Consider the following 21,785-nt stretch of genomic DNA (forward strand, 5'->3'; position numbering starts at 1 on the left):
TGAGTCGGTTGCACGAGCACGCGGTTTCCACGGCGGTACCCAGTACGCGGAGGTTGGCATGGCGGTCACTCTGGAACGTTCTTCGTGGCCCGATTCCGCTACCGACCAGGGCGAACTGTCGTCCAGGGCGGCGGCGGAGGCCTATGTCGGAGGGGTCTGTTTCAAGCTCGGACCACCGGCGCTGATCGGCGCGGAACTGGAGTGGCTCACCGCCGGGCCCACCGGTGCGCGTCCCTCGCTCGAGCTCATGGCGGCGGCCCTCGGGCCCCACGCACCCACCTCGATCGCCCCGGCCTCGGCCGCGGCACCCCTGCCCGGCGGCAGCAGGGTGACCATCGAACCCGGTGGTCAGATAGAACTCTCCAGCGCCCCGTTCGCCGATCCGGCGGTGCTGACGCAGCAGCTCGCGGCTGATGCGGCCCGTTTGCGGGACCTGCTCGCCGCCCACGGCATCGGCATCGAATCCCTCGCCTCCGACGCTCGTCGTCCGGCCGAACGCCTGCTCCGGCTGCCGCGATACGCGGCCATGGAACGCCGGTTCGCCGGGGTCGGACCGTTCGGCACCCTCATGATGTGCAATACCGCGGCCACCCAGGTCAGCGTCGACGCGGGCGCCGATCCCGCCGAGGTCAGGGCCCGCTGGACGGCGCTCTACGTCCTCGGGCCGGCCCTGATCGCCGCCTTCGCCTGCTCGCCCCGGCTCTACGGCGCCCCGCCGGGGGAGTGGGCCTCGCAGCGGATGCGCACCTGGCTGCGGCTCGACCCGTCCCGCACCCGCCCGCCGGTCGCCGACTGGTCCGATCCGATCGCCGCCTACGCGCACTGGGCACTGGACGTGCCGCTGCTGTGCGTGCGCTGTACCGAGCGCGACGCCGACTGGTCACCGCCGCCCGGCGCCACCTTCGCCGACTGGCTGGCGGGCGCGCTCGACGACGAGGTCGGCCGCCGCCCCGGCACCGCCGACCTGGACTACCACCTGACCACCCTGTTCCCGCCGGTCCGGGCCGCGGGCCACCTCGAGGTGCGCTACCTCGACACCCAGCCCGGCGACACCTGGACCACCCCGATCCACCTGTTCGACGCGCTGCTGTCCACGCCCGCCGTGGTGGCCGAGGCGACCGCCCTGGCCGCGCCGACCGCGGGGGAGTGGCTGGGCGCGGCCCGCACCGGCCTGCTCGACCCGCAGGTGCGCCGGGTCGCGGTCGACCTGCTCGACCTGGCCGCACAGCACGCCCGATCCGCGCCCGCCGCACAGGAATTGGCGCTCGCCGCCCGCCGATGTCGCACCGGCGGCAGTCCCCTCGCCGTGGCGCGTGCGCGCAACGGGTCGGGCGGTTCGTGACAGGTTCCGCGCCCGCAGGCCCGATGACGTTGTCGCCCACATCCTTTCGGAGTTGATCCCGTGACCCTTTCCGCCCCCGCCGATCACAGCGACCGCGACCGCATGCGCGACCGCATCGCCGAGGTGCTGCAGCGGGCCCGCCGCCGCACCGCTGGCCTCACCGACAGCGTCGACGAGGCCGATCTCGTCGCCCAGCACTCGCCGCTGATGAGCCCGCTGGTCTGGGACCTCGCCCATATCGGCAATCAGGAAGAACTGTGGCTGGTGCGCGATGTCGGTGGCCGCGAGGCCGTCCGGGCCGATATCGACGAGCTCTACGACGCCTTCAAACACGCCCGCGTGAACCGGCCCGCGCTGCCCCTGCTGAATCCCGATCAGGCACGCGGTTACGTCGGCACGGTGCGCGAGAAGGTCTGGGACGTGCTGGGTTCCAGTGATCTGTCCGGTGATCCGCTGGTGGACAACGGTTTCGCCTTCGGCATGATCGCCCAGCACGAACAGCAGCACGACGAGACCATGCTCGCCACCCATCAGCTGCGGCGCGGCGGACCGGTGCTCTCGGCACCACCCGCGCCCACCGCGTCGATTCCCGCTACCGGCGAAGTGCGCGTTCCCGCAGGCGAATTCCTGATGGGCACCTCCGCCGACCCCTGGGCACTGGACAACGAACGCCCCGCCCATCCGGTGCACGTACCCGGCTTCGCCATCGACGTCGCGCCGGTGACCAACGAGCAGTACCTGGCCTTCCTCGACGACGGCGGCTACGACCGCCCCGAGCTGTGGTCGGAGCGGGGCTGGGCGCACCGGCAGGAAGCCGGGCTCGTCGCGCCGCAGTTCTGGGAGCGCGACGGTGGGCAGTGGACCCGCGTCGCGTTCGGCGTGCGCACCCCGCTGCGGCCGCGTCAGCCCGTCGTGCACGTGTGCTGGTTCGAGGCCGAGGCGTACGCGCGCTGGGCGGGCAAGCGCCTGCCGACCGAGGCCGAATGGGAGAAGGCGGCCCGGTTCGATCCGGCCACCGGGGATTCCCGCCGCTACCCGTGGGGCGAGGACACCCCCGACGAGCACCTGGCCAACCTCGGTCAGCGGCACCTGGAACCCGCCGAGGTCGGCGCCTACCCGGCCGGCGTCTCGGCGACCGGCGTGCACCAGCTGATCGGCGACGTCTGGGAGTGGTGCTCCTCGGGCTTCGAGGCCTACCCGGGCTTCCGCGCCTTCCCGTACCGGGAGTACTCCGAGGTCTTCTTCGGCGGCGACTACCGGATCCTGCGCGGCGGCTCGTTCGGCACCGACGAGGTGGCTTGCCGCGGCACCTTCCGCAACTGGGACCACCCGATCCGCAGGCAGATCTTCGCCGGCTTCCGGCTGGCCCGCGACCTGCGCGAGGACGAGATCTGATGCGCGGTGGCGACATCGCCGACCGGCGGCCGCACCCGGCCCGCCGCGTCGGAGTGGCCGCGTGCCCGACACAGCGCGCATCCTGGGCGCGGCTGCGGGGTTCGTCGCGGTCCGACGGTGCCGAACCCGTCCCGTCGGCGGTCTGCTGATGTGCCGTCATCTGGGTTACGTCGGCCCGCCGGTGACAGTCGGCGAGCTGGTCGTGCGCGGCCCGCATTCGCTCTACCAGCAGTCCTGGGCGCCCGCCGATATGCGGGCGGGCGGCACGATCAACGCCGACGGTTTCGGCGTGGCCTGGTGGCGCCGGGCCGAGGTCGGTGTCGAAGGGGCACGCGAGGCGGTCACCCGCTATCGCAACGCGGCGCCGATCTGGACCGACCCGGCCGTGGCCGAGGTGCTCGGGCAGCTGGAGTCGCGCGCCGTGCTCGCGGCGGTGCGCTCCGCCACGGTCGGCATGCCGGTGGAACGGGCCGCGTGCGCGCCGTTCGTCGACGAGCACTGGGCCTTCAGCCACAACGGTGTCGTGCCCGACTGGCGGACGACATCGGCGCGGGTCCGTGCGGACCTGGACGAAATATTCGCCACCCCAACGGCACTCGCTCACTCGGCGGCATCGTGGCCACCGGCGAGCGACGGACCGGCGTCGGCCGCACAGCCGGGGGCCGCCGCCGAGTCGCGGGCCGGTTCGATGCCGGAGACCGCCGGTCCGATGTTCGGTTCGGTGCCGGAGGCCGCCGGCCCGCTGTTCGGTTCGGCCGAGGTGCTGTTGCGGGCCGAGGCGCTCACCGACTCCGCCGCCCTGTGGGTGCTGTTGCGCGGACTGCTCGGCGCGATCACCCCCGACGGCCCCGTCACCTCGCCCGCCGACGCGCTCCGCCTGCTGGTGGCCGCCGTCCTGCGTCACCAGCCCACCGCCCGGCTGAACCTGTTGCTCGGCAACGGGACCGAGCTCTGGGCGACCACCTGCTGGCATGCCCTGTCGGTCCTGGTGGCCGACGACTACACCGTGCTCTCCTCCGAACCGTACGACGCCGATCCGCGGTGGCGCCCGATCGCCGATCACCAGCTGGTGGTCGCCACCCCCGGCCACTGCACCGTCACCGCTCTCGAGCTTCCCGTCACCGAAAGGGTCCGTTCATGACCGCGCCGCTGCTGGACATCCATCTCACCGACGACGATCTCACCGCGGCCTTGCGCGCCGACGCCAGGACCGGCCTCACCGCCACCCCGAAATCGCTGCCGCCCAAGTGGTTCTACGACGCCCGCGGCAGCGAGCTGTTCGAGCGGATCACCGAACTGCCCGAGTACTACCCCACCCGCACCGAGCGCGCGCTGCTGGCCCGCGTCGTCGGCGAGATCGCCGCGGCGGCCCGGCCCGAGGTCCTGGTGGAGCTCGGGTCCGGCTCGGCCGCCAAGACCCGGCTGCTGCTGAACGCGCTCACCGCGGAAGGGTCGCTGAAAACCTATGTTCCGCAGGATGTCTCGGCCTCCGCGCTGCGGGGCGCCGCCGCCGAGATCGCCGCCGAGTACCCGCAGCTCGGCGTGCACGGCGTGGTCAGCGACTTCACCGACACCCTGCACAATCTGCCGCGTGGCGGCCGCCGGATGATCGCCTTCCTCGGCGGCACCATCGGCAACCTGGTGCCGGCCGAGCGGGCCGAGTTCCTGGCCGGCATCACCGAGGTGCTCGAACCCGGTGAGCTGCTGCTGCTCGGCGCCGGTCTGGTGATCGACCCGGCCGTGCTGGTCCCGGCCTACGACGACGCGGCCGGCGTCACCGCCGAGTTCAACCGCAATGTGCTGCACGTGCTCAACCACCGTCTCGGTGCCGATTTCGTCCCGGAGAAGTTCGAGCACGTGGCGCTGTGGGACGCCGAGCACGAGTGGATCGAGATGCGCCTGCGCGCGACCGAGGCGATGACGGCCACCGTCGCCGACCTGGACCTGACCGTCGACTTCGCGGCGGGCGAGCAGATGCGGACCGAGATCTCCGCCAAGTTCCGGCCCGAGGGCCTGCGCGCCGAACTCGACGCCGCCGGGTTCAGCACCGCGCGTACCTGGACCGACCCGGACAACCGCTTCGCCCTGGTGCTGGCCGAGCGCCGCTGAGCGGCTACAGGTCGAGCTCGTCGGCGAGGTACTCGCCGTCGGTCAGGTTCTCGTCGCCCTCGAGGTCGCGTTCGGCGCCGTCGATCGAGTCGTCGTAGAGGTCGCCGTCGACGGCGTCGTCACCGACGACCCGGACCGCCGACACCTCGGCGGGGCGTTCGTCCTCCGCGATGGCCTCGCGGGCGGCGCCCGCCTCCGACCACTCCTCGTCGACCTCCTCGTTGATGCCGAGGAAGCCGTCGGCGTCGGCCTCGTGGTTGCGGATGACGTAGTCCTGCGGCGGGTCCTCGACGTACCGCTCGTATTCGACGATGTCGTCGGCCTGATCGTCGTCGCCCATGTCCATGTCCAGTGGTTCACGGCTCATGAGTCCAGTATCGGCCTCCGGTCGGCGTCCGTCACCGCTGCCACGCCCGCCGGGTCAGTGGGCGACGCCCTCGAAGACACCGGTGAACCACTCGACCAGTGGCCGCAGCTCGGTCCACGCGCGCCGGATCTCGGTGGCCGCCGCCGGGGTGCTCAGCCAGTCGGGCGCGCCGAACTCGCGGTGCGCGGTGAGCGACTTGTGCCGCAGCAGCTCGATTCGGGGGTGGTCGGCGGAATAGCCCTTGGGCTTGGTCTTGAGGCGGTCGCCGCCGATGGTGAAGCCCGCCGCGGTGGCCGTCGCCAGGATCGCCTCGAGTTCGGCGCCGCGCACGTCGTCGTCGATGGTGGCCCGCAGGGTGGCCAGGGCGGCGGGCGACATCATGTAGCAGCCGCCCGCAACGAACAGCCCCGCCGCGCCGATCTGGACGTACCAGCCGACGCCGGGTGCGGTGGCCGCGACCGCGCCCTGATGGTTCTTGTAGGGCACCTTGTCGGCGGAGAACCGGACGTCGCGATAGGGCCGGAAGATCTTGGCGGGCCCGAACTCGGCCTCGAGTTCGGCGGTCAGCGCCGTCATCGGGGCGCGCACCGACTCGTCATAGGTGCGCTTGTGCGCGGTCCAGAAGGCCTTGGAGTTGTCGGCTTCCAGGTCCTCGTAGAAGTCGAGGGCCGCCAGCGGAAAACCAGTGAAAGCGTCCATGGTGTACCAGTATCGTCCGCGCCGGTCAGGCGCCGCCGATCGCCGCGACGAACAGCACGAACAGCAGCACCGCGAGCGCGGCGACCGCACCGTTGGCGATCGCCGCCCACTTGCCCATCTGCTCGCCCTTGGCGTGGCCGACGACCCCGAGCACGATCCCGGTCGGCGCGGTGACCAGCACCGGCAGCCCACACAGCATCAGCCCGCCCAGCACCGAGGCGGCCACACAGCAGAAACTGATGATCGACCAGATGGGCGTGCTGTCGACATAGCCGTAGCGCGGCGCCAGCGGCTGCGGCGGCCCGTAGGCAGGCGGGGCATACCCCGGATACCCCACGGCGGGCGGATACGCCGGACGCGGGAACATCGGCCCGACAACCGGTGGCGGCGCCGGATACGGCGGCAACTCGGCTGGTGGCGCGGCCCGCTCCACACCGGCCCACGGCGCCTGGGCCTGCGGCACGGCGGGCGGCGGCGGTTCGACCGGCGGCGCGGCCCGCTCGACCCCGGCCCACGCCGCCTCGGCCTGCGGCACGGCGGCCACCGACGGCGGCACGGCAGGCGCGGCCTGCGGCACGGCGGACACGGGTGGCGGCGCGGCAGGCGCGGCCTGTGGCACGGCGGACACGGGCGGCGGCGCGGCGGGCGCGGCCTGCGGCACAGGCGGCGCGGGCGGTGGCGGTGGTGGTGGCGCGGCGGGCGCGGGCAGCGGCAACTCGGCGGGCGGCAAGCCGTCGGTCCACATCCGCTCGGTGGGCGCCGGCGCATCCTGCACCCGAGGCACCACCGGATCCTTGCCCAGCTCGACCCGCCGCTCCGGCTCGCTACTCATGCAACCCCCCTGCCACGTCCCGAACTACGACAGCACCACCATGCCTCGAAACCAGTCGGCGCGCCACGTCCGAAGACGAAGCGCGCCGACTGATCACGTCAGAACATGGGTAACTCACCGGGCACGGGCTAACCCTCCACTTCGGAAGGCTTGCCGCGTCCCCACCTCACCCCGCACCTAGGTCTGGCCAAGAATCGCGGAGAGGCGGTTAGGCGTTGCCGTTGAAGAGGCCGGTGACCGAGCCGTTCTCGAAGACCTCGCGGATGGTGCGCGCCAGCAGCGGCGCGATCGACAGCACGGTCAGCGTGGGGAACTTCTTCTCCTCGCTGATCGGCAGGGTGTTGGTGATGACCACTTCCCTGGCACCGCAGTTGGCCAGGCGCTCGGCGGCCGGGTCGCTCAGCACGCCGTGGGTGGCGGCGATGATGACGTCGCCCGCGCCCGCTTCCTTGAGAACCTTGACCGCGCCGGCGATGGTGCCACCGGTGTCGATCATGTCGTCGATCAGCACGCAGGTGCGGCCCTCGACGTCACCGACGACGCGGTTGGACTTCACCTGGTTGGGGACCAGCGGGTCGCGGGTCTTGTGGATGAACGCCAGCGGGGTGCCGCCGAGCGAGTCGGCCCACTTCTCGGCGACCTTCACGCGGCCCGCGTCGGGCGAGACCACGGCCAGGTTGTCCGACGGGTAGTTGGTGCGGATGTACTCCGAGAGCTGCACCAGCGCGTGCATGTGATCGACGGGGCCGTCGAAGAAGCCCTGGATCTGGTCGGTGTGCAGGTCGACGGTGATGATGCGGTCGGCGCCCGCGGTCTTGAGCAGGTCGGCGACGAGGCGGGCCGAGATCGGCTCGCGGCCGCGGTGCTTCTTGTCCTGGCGCGCGTACGGGTAGAACGGCAGCACCGCGGTGATCCGCTTGGCCGAGCCGCGCTTGAGCGCGTCGATCATGATGAGCTGTTCCATCAGCCACTGGTTCAGCGGGGCCGGGAAGCTCTGCAGCACGAAGGCGTCGGAACCGCGCACCGACTCCTCGAACCGAACGAAGATCTCGCCGTTGGCGAAATCGCGCGCGGTCTGCGGCGTGATGTCGACGTCCAGCTCCTTGGCGACCTGCTCGGCCAGCTCAGGATGTGACCGGCCGGCGAAGAGCATCAAGTTCTTCTGGTTGTCGATCGAGAACGCGGTCACTGCTGGTTGCCATCCTTTTGCTCGATTGTCTGATCAGACGTCTCGTTTGCCGCGATGGCATCCGCCGCCGCGCGCGCCGCAGCGGTTCCTGGACGGTAACGCTGCACCCAGTTCTCAATGATGCGCTGTGGTCCACCCGACACGGCCAGTGCCCCCGGTGGAACGCTTCTACGCAGCACAGTACCCGCACCCGTATAGGCGCCGTCACCCACGGTGACCGGGGCGATGAACATCGTGTCGCTACCGGTCCGCACATGGGAGCCGACCACAGTGTGGTGCTTGTTGACACCGTCATAGTTCACGAAAACGCTGGAAGCGCCGATGTTGCTGTACTCGCCGATGGTCGCGTCGCCGACGTAGGTCAGGTGCGGCACCTTCGAGTGCGCTCCGATCGAGGCGTTCTTGGTTTCGACGAAGGCGCCCAGCTTGCCCTGCTCGCCGACGACGGTGCCCGGCCGCAGGTAGCTGTACGGGCCGATGGTCGCGCTGTCGCCGATCTCGGCGCGCTCGCCGTGGGTGCGCACGACGCTCGCGCCCGCGCCGACGACGACGTCGGTCAGCGTGGTGTCCGGTCCGATCTCGGCGTCCTCGCCGATGTGGGTCTCGCCGAAGAGCTGGGTGCCCGGCCGCAGCACGGCGTCGCGCCCGATCCGCACGCTCGCGTCGACCCAGGTCGTGGCCGGATCGATGATCGTCACGCCGGCCCGCATGTGCCGTTCGAGGATGTACCGGTTGAGGGTGGCGCCCGCCTGCGAGAGCTGCACGCGGTCGTTGACGCCGGTCACCTTGTTGGAGTCGACCAGGCGCGCGCCGTGCACCGGATGCCCGGCCTCGCGGGCCAGCCGCAGCACGTCGGTGAGGTACAGCTCGTGCTGGGCGTTGGCGGTGGACAGCCGTCCGATCATGGTGCGCAGCACCGAGGCGTCGAAGGCGTAGACGCCGGAGTTGACCTCTTTGATCGCGGCCTGTGCCGGGGTGGCGTCGGCGTGCTCGACGATCTCGGCGACCTGGCCGTCGACATCGCGCACGATCCGGCCGTAGCCGTTGGCGTCGTCGGGGACGAAGGTCAGCACGGTGACCGCCGGGCGTTCGGCGTAGCTGCGGTGCTCGTCGAGCAGCGCGGCGAGGGTGTGCCCGTCCAGCAGCGGGACGTCGGCCGAGGTGACGAGCAGGTCGCCGTCGAAGTCCGCAGGCACCGAGTCCAGCGCGCACTGCACCGCGTGGCCGGTACCGAGCTGCTCCTCCTGCACCGCGCAGACGATCTCGCGGCCGAGTTCCTTGCCCACCTCGGCGACGGCGGCGCCGACCTTGTCGCGGTCGTGGCCGACCACGGTGATCAGGTGGGTGGGGTCGATTTCGGCGGCGGCGTGCAGCGCGTGCGAGAGCATCGACCGACCGGCCAATGGGTGCAGCACTTTCGGAGTCTTCGACCGCATTCGCGTCCCGGCACCAGCGGCGAGAACGACGACGGCGGTCTGCGGTGGCATGGATCTCCCTCGGCTGCCTGTCAGCGAGTGTGCTGTGGCGGGTTCGGTCGGTGATGGTGCGGGCCGACGATACGTCACTGTGTCCGTGTGCTCCGCCGCCAGGACTCGAACCTGAACTATCTGAACCAAAATCAGAGGTGCTGCCATTACACTACGGCGGATCGCCACACCAGTGGGCCGTGAGAGCCCACCACTGTGCTACGGCACGGCATGATCCTCGCACATGATCCCGCCACCCGGCGAATCTTGTGTACGCCTGTCGCGAGCACCCGTCCGGCCCGTTGTTAGCCTTCTGGAACGCACGTACAGATCTCGTGAGCCGAAATCACGGAGAGGCGGGGGAGCATGTCGTCGACGGAGTCGGGGCGTCCTACCAGACCGAGGATGACCGGAACGCAACGGCGGCAGCAGCTGATCGAGATCGGTCGCGCGTTGTTCGCCGAACGGGGATATGACGCGACATCGATCGAGGAGATCGCGCAGCGCGCCCAGGTGTCCAAGCCGGTCGTCTACGAGCACTTCGGCGGCAAGGAGGGGCTCTACGCGGTCGTGGTCGACCGCGAGATGTCGATGCTGCTGGACATGATCACCTCCTCGCTCACCCAGAACCGCTCCCGGGTCCGGCTCGAACAGGTGGCGCTGGCCCTGCTGGCCTACATCGAGGAGCGCACCGACGGCTTCCGGATCCTGGTGCGCGACCAGCCCGCCGTGAACGCCGACGGCCGCTACTCGAGCCTGCTCAACGAGGCCGTCAACCAGGTCGCGCACCTGCTCGCCGGCGACTTCGCGCGCCGCGATCTGGACCCGAGCCTGGCCCCGCTCTACGCGCAGGCGCTCGTCGGCATGGTCTCCACAGCGGCGACCTGGTGGCTCGACGAACGCACGCCGTCGAAAGAAGTGGTCGCGGCGCATCTGGTCAACCTGTGCTGGAACGGATTGAGCCACTTGGAAGCCGAACCGGGGCTCAGCTCCGAATGGAATACGGGACAGGCAGGCGGATCGGCGGGGTAACCGGACGATAGCGCCCGCGGCTAGAGCGAATCCAGGATTCGGCTGCCGCGTAGCCGCCTGGTGGTACGGTTCACCCATCCTTTTGGGTGCTGCCGGGCGGTAAGTCGATCAAACTTCGGGATGTCGGTCTACTTCAGGATGGCTGGATTATTGGATGACAGGCGGATCTGATGGCTAGGCAAGCGCGCGCGGAGATCACCCGCGACTCCGTCCTTGCTGGCGCTGCCGATGTCTTTCTCCGTTTGGGCTACGCCAACGCGAGCCTCAGCGAAATCATCGCGCAGTCCAATGTGACCAAGGGCGCCTTGTACTTTCACTTCGGCTCCAAGGAGGAGCTGGCCAGGGCGGTGGTCGACCAGGGCAACGAGCGCCTGGTCGGTTCGTGCCAGGGATTCTTCGATTCCCGGGTGCCCGCGCTGGAGGCGTGCATCGGTATCACCTACGTGGTGGCCGACCTGTCGATGAACGATCCGATGGTCGGGGCGATGCTCAAGCTCACCCACCAGATCGGTGACTATCGCGGCGCCCAGGGCGACAACATCGCCAAGGTGTGGAGTGAGACGTACCGGGTGCTGGCCGAGCGGGCGATCGCCCAGGGCGATCTGCACGCCGACCTCGATCCCGAGGTGGTCGGGCTGCTGCTGCACGAGCTGACGGCGGGCGTGCACATCGTCGCGGTCGGCACCGAGTCGATGGATCAGATGGCGTCCAGGATGGAACGCGCCTGGTACTTCCTGCTGCCCTCGATCGTGCCCGCGGAGAAGCTGTCCTACTTCCGCGAGTTCGCCGCCCGCCGTCTGCGTCGCTACGTGCTCTAGACGCTGCGGTCGGTGGCGAGCACCGCGCGCACGTCGTCCTCGGTGCCGGTGGTCTCGATCCTGACCTCTTTGCGCCCGAACGCGTGCAGCAGCAGCTCCGACGGCTTGCCGGTGAGCACGACCTCCGGGCCCGCGGCGCGGTGCGCGGTCACCCGGTCGCCGTCCGGCGTCGCGAGCACCACGGCGACCGGCGACTTGCGGTAGGCCCTGCGCGCAACCATGCGCAGCGCCGACCACAGCCGCTTCTCGTCGGCGGTCGCCAATTCCCGTGGCGTCCAACCGGGTTCGGCCCGGCGGACGTCCTCGTGGTGGATGAACATCTCGGTGAGGTTGGCGTAGGCGTCGACCGGCTTGAGCGGCGACCACCACGGCGGTCCGGTGCGCACCAGCTCGGCCAGTTCGGCGAACGGCCGCTGGGCGATCTTGTCCTGGGCCGCGTCCAGGTACCCGGCCAGCGGCTTGACCAGGATGCCGAGGGAGGCGTCGGGCCTGCGCTCCCGGACCACCAGGTGGGCGGCGAGATCGTGCACCGTCCACGTACCGCACAGGGTGGGCGCCGACGGCCCCGCCTCGATCATTGTCGCCACCAGGGCGTGGCGTTCGCGTTGAGCCAGACTCACGGTCTCGACGGTACGCGCGCCCGGCCGACGACGCCGCGCCGGAGGTGGCGACCGAGCGCACCCGGGCCGGTCAGGAGGTGTCCGCCGATCGTGTCGGGGCCGGTGACTAGACTCGACCCGGAACATCCCGTCTGCGTATTCAGGAGCGTTCATGTCCTCCCTTCGTCCTCCGCTCGCCGGTCTGGCCGAGGCGGCTGGGGGTGACGCCGCACTGCGGACGGTTGCCGACCTGGTCGGCAAGTCCGGGGTGGAGCTGGTCGCGCCGTCGGCCGTGCGACCGTTCGTCGCCGCGACGATCGCGGCCCAGCAGCCGCTGGTAGTGGTCACCGCCACCGGCCGCGAGGCCGACGACCTCACCGTCGAGCTGGCCGAGATCCTCGGTCCCTCGGTCGCGATGTTCCCGTCCTGGGAGACGCTGCCGCACGAGCGGCTCTCGCCCGGCCCCGACACGGTGGGCCGCAGGCTCGAGGTGCTGCGCAGGCTGGCCCATCCCGACGACCCGGTCTACCCCGAGCCGCTGCGCGTGGTGGTGACCACCGTGCGCTCGCTCATGCAGCCGATGACGGCGGGCCTCGGCGACATCGAACCGATCGTGCTGCGCACCGGCGCCGACTACGACTTCGACGAATTGCTCACCCGCCTGGTCGAATTCGCCTACACCCGGGTCGACATGGTCGGCAAGCGCGGTGAGTTCGCGGTCCGCGGCGGCATCCTCGACCTGTTCCCGCCGACCGCCGATCATCCGGTGCGCGTGGAGTTCTGGGGCGACGAGATCACCGAGCTGCGCCCGTTCTCCGTGGCCGACCAGCGCTCGCTGGGCGAGCACACCGTCGACACCGTGGTCGCGCCGCCGTGCCGGGAACTGCTGCTCACCGTGCCGGTGCGGGAACGCGCCGCCGCCGTCGCGGCCGACAACGCCGCCGACGCCGCCCTGGTCGAGATGCTGGACAAGATCGCCGAGGGCATCCCGGTCGACGGCATGGAAGCGCTGCTGCCGGTCCTCGCGCCGGGCAAGCTGAGCCTGCTCACCGAGGCCCTGCCCGCGGGCACCCACCTGCTGCTGTGCGATCCAGAGAAGATCCGCACCCGCGCCGCCGATCTCGTGCGCACCGGCGAGGAGTTCCTCGAAGCGTCCTGGACCGCGGCCTCGTTCGGCAGCGACGCGCCGCTGGGCGCGCACGGTCTCGACCTGGCCGCCTCCGGCTACCGCACCCTGCCGGAATTGCACACCAGCGCCGACGAACTCGGGCTGCCGTGGTGGTCGCTGAGCCCGCTCAGCTCCGGCGATCCGGTCGAGGTGAACCTGCCCGTGCTGGCCGGTCCGACCGCGCGCGGTTCCGAGGAACTGGTCGCCACCATCTTCGCCTCGCTGCGCGCGCACGTCGCCACCGGCGGCCGCGCTGTCGTCGTGGTCACCGGACACGGTACGGCGCAACGCATCCTGGAACGCCTTGCCGACGCCGAGGTGCCCGCGGCCGCGCTGGCGGCGGGCGCGGTGCCGGAATCGGGTGTGGTCGGGGTGCTCTGCGGATCGCTGCACGACGGCCTGATCTTCGACGACGCCGGGCTGGTCGTCGTCGCCGAGTCCGACCTCACCGGCAACCGGGTCACCGCCCCCACCGAGGGCAAGCGGCTGCCGGCCAAGCGCCGCAACCAGGTCGATCCGCTGGCGCTGTCGGCGGGCGACATGGTGGTGCACGACCAGCACGGCATCGGCCGCTTCGTCGAGATGATCGAGCGCACCATCGGCGGCGCGCGCCGCGAGTACCTGGTCATCGAGTACGCGCCGAGCAAGCGCGGTCAGCCCGGCGACCGGCTGTTCGTGCCGATGGAATCGCTCGATCAGCTCTCCCGCTACGTCGGCGGCGAACTGCCCAGCCTGTCCAAGCTCGGCGGGTCCGATTGGGCGAACACGAAACGCAAGGCGCGCAAGGCCGTTCGCGAGATCGCCGGTGAGCTGGTGCAGCTCTACGCGGCCCGGCAGGCCGCGCCGGGTCACGCCTTCGCCCCGGACACGCCGTGGCAGCAGGAGATGGAGGACGCGTTCGCGTTCACCGAGACCGTCGACCAGATGACCGCCATCACCGACGTCAAGGCCGATATGGAGAAGGCGGTCCCGATGGACCGCGTGGTGTGCGGCGACGTCGGCTACGGCAAGACCGAGATCGCGGTGCGCGCCGCGTTCAAGGCGGTCCAGGACGGCAAGCAGGTCGTCGTGCTGGTGCCGACGACACTGCTGGCCCAGCAGCATCTGCAGACGTTCACCGAGCGCGTCGCCGGTTTCCCGGTGACGGTGAAGGGCCTGTCCCGGTTCACCGACGCGGCCGAGTCCAAGGAGATCATGGCCGGAATGGCCGAGGGCGAGGTCGACATCGTGGTCGGCACGCACCGGCTGCTACAGACCGGCGTGCGCTGGAAGGACCTGGGCCTGGTCATCGTCGACGAGGAACAGCGCTTCGGCGTCGAGCACAAGGAACACATCAAGGCGCTGCGCACCCACGTCGACGTGCTCACCATGTCGGCCACCCCGATCCCGCGCACCCTGGAGATGAGCCTGGCGGGCATCCGCGAGATGTCGACCATCCTCACTCCGCCCGAGGAACGGCATCCGGTGCTCACCTACGTCGGCGCCTACAACGACAAGCAGGTCACCGCCGCCATCCGCCGCGAGCTGATGCGCGACGGCCAGGTCTTCTACGTGCACAACCGGGTCTCCTCGATCGACAAGGCGGCCAAGAAGATTCGCGAGCTGGTCCCCGAGGCCAGGGTGGTCGTCGCGCACGGGCAGATGAACGAGGACCAGCTCGAGCGCACCGTGCAGGGCTTCTGGCAGCGCGAATACGACGTGCTGGTCTGCACCACGATCATCGAGACCGGCCTCGACATCTCCAACGCCAACACCCTGATCGTGGAACGCGCCGACTCGCTCGGCCTCTCGCAGCTGCACCAGCTGCGTGGTCGCGTCGGCCGCTCCCGCGAACGCGGCTACGCCTACTTCCTGTACCCGCCGGAGAAGCCGCTCACCGAGACCGCCTACGACCGGCTCGCCACCATCGCGCAGAACTCGGACCTGGGCGCCGGTATGGCCGTGGCCATGAAGGACCTCGAGATCCGCGGCGCCGGCAACGTGCTCGGCGCCGAGCAGTCCGGCCACGTCGCCGGCGTCGGCTTCGACCTGTACGTGCGGCTGGTCGGCGAGGCCGTCGAGGCCTATCGGGCGGCCGCCGACGGCAAGCCGATAGTCACCGAGGAGACCAAGGAGGTGCGCATCGACCTGCCGGTGGACGCGCACATCCCGCCCGACTACGTCGCCAGCGACCGGCTACGGCTCGAGGCCTACCGCAAGCTCGCCGCCGCGCAGGACGATGCCGCGCTGGCCGCGGTGGTCGAGGAACTCGTCGACCGGTACGGCCCGCTGCCGGTGGAGGTGGGCAGGCTCGCCTCGGTCGCCAAGCTGCGGCTGCTGGCCCGCGCCTACGACGTGGCCGAGATCGTGGTCACCGGAACGACACTCAAGATCGCCCCGCTGACGCTGCCCGATTCCAAACAGCTCCGGCTCAAGCGGCTCTACCCGAGCGCCACCTACCGCGCGGCCAGCGGCCTGGTGCAGCTGCCGCTGCCCCGGGTCACCGACAGCGTCGGCGCCGACCGGGTGCGCGATGTGGCCGTGCTGCAGTTCGTCGCCGATCTGCTGCTCGCGCTCGACGGGAAACCCCAAGGCATGGTGGATCTCTCGGTGCCGACCGAAGCGACGCCGGTCTGATGGCCGACGGCGCGCAGGAGGCGGCCGACACCGCGGTGGTCGCGGCCGGGCTGGCGGGCGCGGTCGAGGTGATGGACCGGCTCTGGCATTTCGGCGGCTGGGAGACCACCCAGACCCACGACTCGCTGCGCCCGTACCTGCTCGAGGAGACCTACGAACTGCTCGACGCGATCCAGGCGGGCGACTACGAGACGATCAAGGAGGAGCTCGGCGACCTGCTGCTGCAGGTGCTGTTCCACTCCCGGATCGCCGAAGCCGCAGGCGAATTCACCGTCGACGAGGTGGCGGCGACGCTGGTGGGCAAGCTCGTGCACCGCAGCCCGCACCTGATCGACGCCGACCTGCCCGCGGGCACCTCGGTGGCCGACAAGATCGCCGCGCAGGAAAAGGCCTGGGAGGAGCGCAAATCCGCGGAGAAGTCGCGGCGGTCCTGCCTGGACGGCATCGCCATGGCCCAGCCCGCGCTCGCCCTGGCCGAGAAGGTGCGCGCGCGCAGCGCCAGAGCCGGTCTGCCCGAGGATTTGGTGCCCGCGGCGCTGCGCGTGGTCGAGCTGGGCGGCCCCGATTCCGCCGAGGAACGACTGCGCAAGGCCACCATCGATTTCGCCGCCGCGATCCGCGCCGCCGAGGACGCGGCCGAAGCCGCGCGGGGCGAACGGGCCGCGCTGACGGCGGCGGAGTGGCGCGCGTACTGGCCGGAAGAGTTATCGGTCAGTTAATCGGACAGTTCGCCCAGGTGGCGGCTGAGACGTTGCTGAGAGCTGCCGGACAATCCGGCGCGAGCCAGCGAGCAAGTGGCACACCGATTTAGACTCGGAGGTGGCCCGCCGTTCGCGGCGTGCGCGGTGATGTCCGACGATCGTCGAGGTGAGGTAGATGGCAACAGAAGTGGATCCGGCGGAACAGGACTACGTGACCGATCATCCCGAGCTCGACGTGTTGCCGGTGTGGCCGCAGGAGACGATCGCCGTGCTGGTCACGACCGATCCGGCGCCGCACGCGATTCCCGTCTCGTGGCCGGTGCGCGCCGGCGACCGGCGCATCCTGATCAGCCTGAAGTCCGATCGCGGCTCGCTGGCCAGGCTGCGGGCGCGGCCGGAGGTCGCCCTGCTGATCCTGGGCGGCGGCAATGTCGCGCTGTGCGCGCGCGGGCGGGCGTCGGTGATCGCCGAGCAGATGCCGGCGGCCGAGGACTACACCGCCGTGCAGCTCGATGTCGAGGTGATCGACGACCACCGGCAGTCGGCCTTCGCGGTGGACCGGGGCATCCAGCGCACCGTGCTCGACGACTCCGAACTGCGCGCACTGGAGGGCCGGGTCGAGACGTTGCGGACCTGGGCCGAGGACGGGCACTGACACACATCATCAGATAGAAGGGTTTCCATGAGCGTCACACTCGCCAAGGGCGGCAATGTCTCGCTGTCGAAGCAGACCGACAATCTCACCAAGGTCGCGGTGGGTCTGGGCTGGGACGTGCGCACCACGACCGGCGCCGACCACGACCTCGACGCCAGCGCGCTGGCGACCGGCGCCAACCTGAAGGTGCTCTCCGACCAGCACTTCATCTTCTACAACAACCTGCGCTCGCCGGAAGGCACGATCGAGCACACCGGCGACAACCTGACCGGTGCCGGCGACGGCGACGACGAGGTGATCAACGTCGACCTGGCGGCCACCCCGCCGACGATCACCAACATCTTCTTCCCGGTCTCGATCCACGACGCCCAGGCCCGCGGCCAGTCCTTCGGCCAGATCCGCAACGCCTACATCCGCGTCACCGACGCCGTCACCGGCGTCGAACTGGCCCGCTACGACCTCTCCGAAGACGCCTCCACCGAGACGGCCATGGTCTTCGGCGAGCTCTACCGCCACAACGCCGAGTGGAAGTTCCGCGCCATCGGCCAGGGTTATGCCTCCGGCCTGGCAGGCATCGCCAGGGACTACGGCGTCAATATCTGACGGGTACTCTTCGACCGGGCCCACCGCACCTCGGTGGGCCCGGTTTGTGCTGCGGGGAGGGGCGGATCTTGGAAGAGGGCAGTGTTTTCGCCGGGTACACGATCCTTCGGGAGCTGGGTCGCGGCGGGATGGGCACGGTGTATCTCGCGCGGCATCCCCGCCTGCCGCGCACCGTCGCCCTGAAACTGCTCGCCCGCGATCTCGTCGCGGACAGCGAGTCGTTGCGCAGGTTCGAACGCGAAGCCGAGTTGATCGCGGCGCTGGACCATCCCGGCATCGTCACCGTGTTCGATCGTGGTTCGGTGGACGGACAGCCGTGGATCAGCATGCGCTACGTGGAAGGGACGGACGCGAGCAAGTTGCGGGCCCCCGATCTCCCGCTGCACCGGGCCGCGCGCATCATCTCCGATATCGCTGACGCGCTCGATTACGCACACGGTATGGGTGTGCTCCACCGAGACATCAAACCGGCCAATATCTTGCTGACCACCCTGGATGGCGTTGTCGAACGCGCCCTTCTTTCCGACTTCGGGATCGCTCGCGCGGGTAGCGACGCCAGTCAGCTGACCGTGACCGGGACGATCAACGCGACCCTCGCCTACGCATCGCCGGAGCAGCTCGTCGGTTCGCCGTTGGACGGGAAAGCCGACCAGTACTCGCTGGCGTGCACGCTGTTCCGGCTACTGACCGGCCGGACTCCCTTCGAGTCGGGTGATCCGGTCGCCACGATCACCGGCCATCTGCACCTCGCCCCACCCACACCGAGTACCTGTCGACCCGATTTGCCGCAGGGTCTCGACGCGGTGCTCAGCCGTGCGCTGGCCAAGCGACCGGAGGAGCGCTTCCCGTCCTGTCGGGACTTCGCGGCCGCTGTCGCCGCCACCGTGGACGTGCCGAGGTCGGCTGTCCGCGCGACGATCGAGGGGCTGCCGCGAGCCGCTGCACCGACCGACCCCGTGGTCAGACCGCGAACGCCGCGATCGACAGCCCGCGAGCCCAAGCGGGTGGTGAGGGTTCGCCGATGGCAGATAGCGCTCGCTGTCGCGGGGGTCGTCGTCCTCGGTGTCGGATCCGGTCTTGCTGTGGTCGGCCTGCTGGAGACCGATTCGCGCGCCGATGCGGCATCCCCGACCACGACCACGAAGCCGGCGACGACAGCGAAGCCGGTTACTCCGGCGGATACCGCCGAAGCCCAGCAGGCAGTGGAGCTCCTGCGGAACACTTTTCCTCGGATGATCCCCGCGGACTCGAACTCGAAGGCCGGTTACCTCGGTACCTCGTGTGAGCCGAGCTCGAAGGTGATCGTGCCGAAGGCGATGTTCGGTCACGGTATCGACTTCGGGGACTGGGTATCGGTGTGGCGGTGCCTGGGCGGTACCGGAAAATGCTGTGCGTACTTCTTGGTCTCGTACCGCACCCCCGCCGACGTTCAGGGCGTCATCGACAAATTGCCCGCGAACACCAAGTTCGCCGATTCGGTCGAAGGGCTGTCCGTGACCAACTATCAGTTCTTCCGGCCGGAAATCACGCGCGATGCCGAGACCGGGAATCTCATCACGACATTCCCTGGCGATCCCGTCCGGGGGGCCGTCCTCATGTACGCGCTACCCGGGTTCCAGAACAGTCTCGCCAACCGAAACGAGCGGGCGGAGACGATGGCCAGCTGGTTGCGCGGCACCCCGTTGACCTGAGAGCGCCGCACATCCGCCGAGTCTCGGTCAGGACGATTGCGTCGCCGGAACGCGCCTTGGCTGTTCGGCAACTGCTCGGTCGAGCAGCGACAGGTACTTGCGCAGCATCAGCACCGCGGTGGTGGCCAGGCCCGCCGTGAGGCCCCACCAGACCCCTGCCGCGCCCAGATGCAGGGGGAAGGCGAAGAGGAGGGCGGTGGGGAGGCCGACGCCCCAGTAGCCGATCACGGACAGGCGGAAGCCCGCCGAGGTTTCCTTCAGGCCGCGGAGCAGACCGGTGCCGATGTTCTGGGCGGCGTCGAAGAATTGCAGGACGATGCCGATGAGCAGCAGGGTGTGGGCGATCGCGATGGTGTCGGTGTCGCCGGAGTCCAGGAACGGGGCGAGCACCAGGTTCGGGGCGACCACGTAGACCGCGCCGGTGACCGCGGCGACGATGCCCGCGTGCCGCAGCGCCAGCCAGGCCAGTGCCCTGGCGTGGCTGTACTCGTCGCGCGCCACGGCATGGCTGACCAGGATCGACGCGCCGTGCGAGATGCCGATCGCGACCTGGAACACGATGTAGATGATCTGGTAGACGACATTGTGCGCGGCCAGCGCGGCGGGCCCGAAACTGCCCATCACCAGCGCCAGCACGGAGAACATGCCCGCCTCCGACCCGTAGGTCAGCGCGATCGGGGTGCCCAGGCGCAGTTCCTCGCGCACGATCGACCAGCGCACCGGCCACGGGGTGCGCGGCAGGGTCGGGCCGAGGCGTTCGTCGCGGGCGACCATCGCCCAGAACACGCCGAAGGTGATCAGGAAGACCAGCGAGGTCGCGATGCCGACGCCGGTCAGGCCGGACGCGGGGATACCCGCCCAGCCGTGGATGAAGGTCAGCGCGAGCACCAGGTTCAGCGCGACCGAGCCGAGCGTCACCAGCAGTAGCGCCTGCGGGCGCTGCATGCCGACGGTGTACTGCCGCAACACCTGGAACCACAGGCAGGGCAGCAGCCCGGGCGCCAGCGCGATCATCATCGGCCGGGCGAGCGCGAGCACGCCCTCGTCCTGCCCGAGCCAGGGCAGGATCCACCCGAGCCCGATCAGCAGGGCCCCGCCGAGCAGGCCCGCGATGGTGGCGATCACGAACGCCGCGCGCACCACGCCGCGGATCTCGTCGTCGGCGGAGTCGCCGCGCTTGCCCGCCGCGCCGATCGCCCCGGCGATCTGGTTACCGGTACCGGTGATCAACCCGACGCACATGGTGCGGATCTGGTTGAACAGCACCAGCGCCAGTCCGCCCGCGGCGACCTCGCGCACGCCGAGCGTGCCCATCAGGGCCAGGTTGGTGGTCGAGACCGCGATCTGCGCCAGCTGGGTGAGCGCGATCGGCGTCGCTAGTCGGGCCAGCGCGCTGCTGTCGGTGGGCCGCGCGCTCACCCACCCACTCCGCGATTCGTCCCGCGCGCGTTCGCGCTCACCTGACCTCCATCAGTTCGTCGTGTCGCCGCAGCGGCGAGTAGCGGCGCAGCAGGGTGGTGACCTCGCATTCGGCGGCGGGGTCGAGCAGATCGCGCGCGGCCATCCAGTCGTCGTCGAACACGGTATCGAGATACTTCTCGCCACCGTCACACACGATGGTCACCACGGTCGACCCGGCCGGGAATTCCTCGAGCCGCGCCAGGGCATTGTGCACCGAACCGCCCGCGGAACCTCCGATCAGCAGACCGTGTGTCCTGGCGACGGCGCGCGCGGTGGCGAAGGCGTCGGTATCGCTGACCTTCACCCCCTCGTCGAGCAGGGAGTAGTCCACGGCGGTGCCGATGGTCGCGCCGGGCGGGGTGCCCGTGCCCGACTGCCAGTACGGCCCGCCCTCGCCGCCGAAGGCGATGGAGCCGACCGGTTCCACCCCGATCACCCGGGCGGGCGCGCCGAGTTCGCGTAACCGGGTGGCGGTGCCGAACAGCGAGCCGCCGGTGCCGACCGCGGACAGCAGGATGTCGACCCGCTCGACGTCGGCCAGCAACTCCTCGGCCACCGCGTAGTAGCCGACGGCATTGGCGTCGTTGTTGTGCTGTTCGGTGAAGTAGGCGTCGTCGCGGGCGGCCGCCATCGCCTCGGCGAGATCCTCTCGTGCCGAGGTGGCCAGCTCGTCGTCACCGTCGTCGGCGACGAACACCAGGTCGGTGCCCATGGCCCGCATCGCGCGCAGTTTGTCCTTACAGGCGTGGTTGTCGACCACGGCGGTGAATCGATAGCCACGTTCGGCCGCGACCACCGCCAAGCCGAGTCCGGTGTTCCCGGACGTCGACTCGATGATATGCCCGCCATCGCGCAGCAAACCTCGCCGCTCCGCGTCGAGCACCATCGAGCGGGCCATTCTGATCTTGGCGGCGCCGGTCGGGTTGAACTGTTCGAGCTTGAGCAGCAGCCGGGTTCCGGCGTCGGTGACGGCGAGTTCGAACAGCGGGGTGCGGCCGATCAGATCCGTCACGCGCGTGACGAGAGCCATGGGGTGTTCCTC

Annotated in this window: 19 protein-coding genes and 1 tRNA gene; 11 read left to right on the forward strand and 9 right to left on the reverse strand. The window is 70.2% G+C overall.

Going from position 1 to position 21,785, the window contains the following annotated elements; genetic code table 11:
* The first annotated feature begins 58 nt into the window (after window positions 1-58).
* From egtA to egtD, 4 genes are all read left to right on the forward strand, one after another.
* Complete coding sequence (egtA, locus tag AB0H54_RS05240; RefSeq protein ID WP_357342874.1) at window positions 59-1,342, forward strand: ergothioneine biosynthesis glutamate--cysteine ligase EgtA; 1,284 nt, start codon at window positions 59-61, stop codon at window positions 1,340-1,342.
* Window positions 1,343-1,444: 102 nt separating this feature from the next.
* Window positions 1,445-2,737 carry an ergothioneine biosynthesis protein EgtB gene (gene egtB, locus AB0H54_RS05245; protein ID WP_357344204.1) on the forward strand — a complete coding sequence of 431 codons (1,293 nt, stop codon included), beginning with the start codon at window positions 1,445-1,447 and terminating at the stop codon, window positions 2,735-2,737.
* Between the two features lie 148 nt (window positions 2,738-2,885).
* On the forward strand, window positions 2,886-3,878 hold the full coding sequence (locus tag AB0H54_RS05250) for a class II glutamine amidotransferase (RefSeq protein ID WP_357344206.1): 993 nt from the start codon (window positions 2,886-2,888) through the stop codon (window positions 3,876-3,878).
* On the forward strand, window positions 3,875-4,846 hold the full coding sequence (gene egtD, locus AB0H54_RS05255; protein ID WP_355273345.1) for an L-histidine N(alpha)-methyltransferase: 972 nt from the start codon (window positions 3,875-3,877) through the stop codon (window positions 4,844-4,846). The genes AB0H54_RS05250 and egtD overlap by 4 nt, the downstream gene beginning before the upstream one ends.
* Before the next feature lie 4 nt (window positions 4,847-4,850).
* Here egtD and AB0H54_RS05260 read toward each other — a convergent pair whose 3' ends face one another.
* The 6 genes from AB0H54_RS05260 to AB0H54_RS05285 all read right to left on the reverse strand — a co-directional run bounded on the left by AB0H54_RS05260 (window position 4,851) and on the right by AB0H54_RS05285 (window position 9,581).
* Window positions 4,851-5,213 (reverse strand): hypothetical protein, encoded by a 363-nt coding sequence (locus AB0H54_RS05260; RefSeq protein ID WP_357342876.1) that lies wholly within the window; start codon window positions 5,211-5,213, stop codon window positions 4,851-4,853.
* A 54-nt stretch (window positions 5,214-5,267) separates the two neighbouring features.
* The gene (locus tag AB0H54_RS05265; protein ID WP_357342878.1) at window positions 5,268-5,912 is read right to left on the reverse strand and encodes a DUF2461 domain-containing protein; all 645 of its coding nucleotides are present in this window, start codon (window positions 5,910-5,912) and stop codon (window positions 5,268-5,270) included.
* Between the two features lie 25 nt (window positions 5,913-5,937).
* On the reverse strand, window positions 5,938-6,744 hold the full coding sequence (locus AB0H54_RS05270; protein WP_357342880.1) for a hypothetical protein: 807 nt from the start codon (window positions 6,742-6,744) through the stop codon (window positions 5,938-5,940).
* A 208-nt stretch (window positions 6,745-6,952) separates the two neighbouring features.
* Window positions 6,953-7,933, reverse strand: a complete 981-nt coding sequence (locus AB0H54_RS05275; RefSeq protein ID WP_110039788.1) for a ribose-phosphate diphosphokinase — start codon at window positions 7,931-7,933, stop codon at window positions 6,953-6,955.
* Window positions 7,930-9,420, reverse strand: a complete 1,491-nt coding sequence (glmU, locus tag AB0H54_RS05280; RefSeq protein WP_357342882.1) for a bifunctional UDP-N-acetylglucosamine diphosphorylase/glucosamine-1-phosphate N-acetyltransferase GlmU — start codon at window positions 9,418-9,420, stop codon at window positions 7,930-7,932. The genes AB0H54_RS05275 and glmU overlap by 4 nt, the downstream gene beginning before the upstream one ends.
* Before the next feature lie 90 nt (window positions 9,421-9,510).
* Window positions 9,511-9,581, reverse strand: a tRNA-Gln gene (locus AB0H54_RS05285).
* Between the two features lie 223 nt (window positions 9,582-9,804).
* Here AB0H54_RS05285 and AB0H54_RS05290 point away from each other — a divergent pair.
* Both AB0H54_RS05290 and AB0H54_RS05295 read left to right on the forward strand, forming a co-directional pair.
* On the forward strand, window positions 9,805-10,431 hold the full coding sequence (locus AB0H54_RS05290; protein ID WP_218716036.1) for a TetR/AcrR family transcriptional regulator: 627 nt from the start codon (window positions 9,805-9,807) through the stop codon (window positions 10,429-10,431).
* A 170-nt stretch (window positions 10,432-10,601) separates the two neighbouring features.
* Entirely contained in the window at window positions 10,602-11,249 is a 648-nt protein-coding gene (locus AB0H54_RS05295; RefSeq protein WP_355273331.1) for a TetR/AcrR family transcriptional regulator, read from the forward strand.
* Here the strand turns inward: AB0H54_RS05295 and AB0H54_RS05300 are convergent.
* Window positions 11,246-11,869: a TIGR03085 family metal-binding protein gene (locus AB0H54_RS05300; RefSeq protein ID WP_357342884.1), complete on the reverse strand. Its 624-nt coding sequence runs from the start codon at window positions 11,867-11,869 to the stop codon at window positions 11,246-11,248. The two genes, AB0H54_RS05295 and AB0H54_RS05300, sit on opposite strands and share 4 nt — an antisense overlap.
* A 151-nt stretch (window positions 11,870-12,020) precedes the next feature.
* On the opposite strand from AB0H54_RS05300, the gene mfd reads away from it, so the two are divergent.
* The 5 genes from mfd (at window position 12,021) to AB0H54_RS05325 (ending at window position 19,282) form a co-directional block, all read left to right on the forward strand.
* Window positions 12,021-15,632, forward strand: a complete 3,612-nt coding sequence (gene mfd / locus AB0H54_RS05305; RefSeq protein ID WP_357342886.1) for a transcription-repair coupling factor — start codon at window positions 12,021-12,023, stop codon at window positions 15,630-15,632.
* Window positions 15,632-16,351: a MazG family protein gene (locus AB0H54_RS05310; RefSeq protein ID WP_357342888.1), complete on the forward strand. Its 720-nt coding sequence runs from the start codon at window positions 15,632-15,634 to the stop codon at window positions 16,349-16,351. The genes mfd and AB0H54_RS05310 overlap by 1 nt, the downstream gene beginning before the upstream one ends.
* 157 nt (window positions 16,352-16,508) lie before the next feature.
* Complete coding sequence (locus AB0H54_RS05315) at window positions 16,509-16,988, forward strand: hypothetical protein (protein WP_357342890.1); 480 nt, start codon at window positions 16,509-16,511, stop codon at window positions 16,986-16,988.
* A 27-nt stretch (window positions 16,989-17,015) separates the two neighbouring features.
* Entirely contained in the window at window positions 17,016-17,591 is a 576-nt protein-coding gene (locus AB0H54_RS05320) for a TerD family protein (RefSeq protein WP_355273318.1), read from the forward strand.
* Window positions 17,592-17,659: 68 nt separating this feature from the next.
* Entirely contained in the window at window positions 17,660-19,282 is a 1,623-nt protein-coding gene (locus AB0H54_RS05325) for a serine/threonine-protein kinase (RefSeq protein WP_357344208.1), read from the forward strand.
* A 27-nt stretch (window positions 19,283-19,309) separates the two neighbouring features.
* Here AB0H54_RS05325 and AB0H54_RS05330 read toward each other — a convergent pair whose 3' ends face one another.
* Window positions 19,310-20,701: an MATE family efflux transporter gene (locus tag AB0H54_RS05330; RefSeq protein ID WP_357342892.1), complete on the reverse strand. Its 1,392-nt coding sequence runs from the start codon at window positions 20,699-20,701 to the stop codon at window positions 19,310-19,312.
* Between the two features lie 37 nt (window positions 20,702-20,738).
* On the reverse strand, window positions 20,739-21,773 hold the full coding sequence (locus tag AB0H54_RS05335) for a cysteine synthase family protein (protein ID WP_355273312.1): 1,035 nt from the start codon (window positions 21,771-21,773) through the stop codon (window positions 20,739-20,741).
* Window positions 21,774-21,785 lie beyond the last annotated feature (12 nt).

The organism is Nocardia sp. NPDC050718 (genome assembly GCF_040654235.1).
Lineage (GTDB): Bacteria > Actinomycetota > Actinomycetes > Mycobacteriales > Mycobacteriaceae > Nocardia.